At 70.5% G+C, this 1,348-nt stretch carries 1 protein-coding gene; it reads left to right on the top strand.

The annotated features are described in order from the left end of the window. Positions 1-126: 126 nt before the first annotated feature. Positions 127-1,314, top strand: coding sequence for a DDE-type integrase/transposase/recombinase (locus QSK00_RS30265; protein ID WP_285597255.1), 1,188 nt, complete (start codon positions 127-129; stop codon positions 1,312-1,314). The last annotated feature ends 34 nt before the right edge of the window (positions 1,315-1,348 follow it).

Genomic DNA, 1,348 nt, shown 5'->3' with positions numbered 1-1,348 from the left:
TGTCTGTGCTCAGGACATCGAGGACAGTTGATGTCTCAGCACATCGCGGACACTGAGCAGGCCCGCTGGGTGGGTTGGTCACGGTGGTGACCAGCCTGCTCGGCTGTGGGCAGGACAGGGTTCGAGATGGATCCAGTGCTGGTGGCCGCGGTCGCGCGGGCCGCGGCCGGGGAGAAGGTCAACGTCGCCCGGGTGTGCCGGGAGACCGGGGTGTCCCGCTCGGCGTTCTACGTCAAGCTCGCCCGGTTCAAGACCGAGGGCAGCGCGGGACTGGCCCCGCGCTCACGGGCACCGCGCTCCCGGCCGAACCGGTTCCCTGATCGCGTCGGGGAGGCGGTGGTGCGGGCCCGCAAGGAACTCGCCGACCAGGGCTGGGACCACGGGGCGCAGACGATCCGCTGGCGGCTGCTCGATCACGCCCGCGCCGGGCGCCACCCCGACCGGGGGCCGGTGCTCGACCTGGCCGAGGTGCCCTCGCGGGCCACGATCCACCGCATCCTGGTCGAGCGCGGTCAGGTCACCCCGCAACCCCGCAAGCGCCCCCACAAGGGGCGGCGGTTCGTGCACCCGGCACCGAACGCGCTCTGGCAGATCGACGGCACCGAGCTGGCCCTCGATGACGGGACCAAGGCCACGGTCATCCAGATCCTCGACGACCACTCCCGCCTCGACGTGGCCTGCCACGCCGCACGCAGCGAGAACAGCACCGATGTTCTCCTCGCCTTGCAGCGGGCCTTCGCCGACTACGGGCACCCGGCCTGCGTGCTCTCCGACAACGGCACCGCCTTCTCCGGCAAGCGCCGGGCCTGGCCGCTGGTGGAGATGGAACGCCTGCTGGCCGGACACGGGATCACTACCGTGGTGTCCTCGATCGGGCACCCGCAGACCTGCGGGAAGAACGAACGGGTCCACGCGACCCTGCAACGCTGGCTGGCCGCCCGACCCGCCCCCGCCACCCTGGACGAGCTACAGGCCCTGCTCGATGACTACCGGGCCGGCTACAACCACCGCCGCCACCAAGCCCTCGACGGTGACACCCCGCATCAGCGGTTTCACGCCAGCGAGCGGGCCCGACCAGTCGGGCCCGCTCCACGCGTCGCCGGACACGTCACCCGCACCGTCTCCGCCACCGGGGTGATCGGGTTCGACAACACCTCGATCGGGCTCGGACGCCGCCACGCCGGCGCCACCGCCGAAGTCTTCTGGCAAGGCGACCGCGTCACCGTTCTCATCGATAACGCGATCGCCGCCAGCCTTACCCTTGACCGCAGCGTCCGCTACCAGCGGAACACCAACCTGTCCGCGATGTGCTGAGACTTATCTGTCCAGGATGTGCTGAGACATCACA

The sequence above is a fragment of the Actinomycetospora sp. NBRC 106378 genome (genome assembly GCF_030269685.1).
Classification (GTDB): domain Bacteria; phylum Actinomycetota; class Actinomycetes; order Mycobacteriales; family Pseudonocardiaceae; genus Actinomycetospora.
The sequence above is the reverse complement of the archived record's forward strand: the minus strand, read 5'-3'. Positions and strand labels throughout refer to the sequence as shown.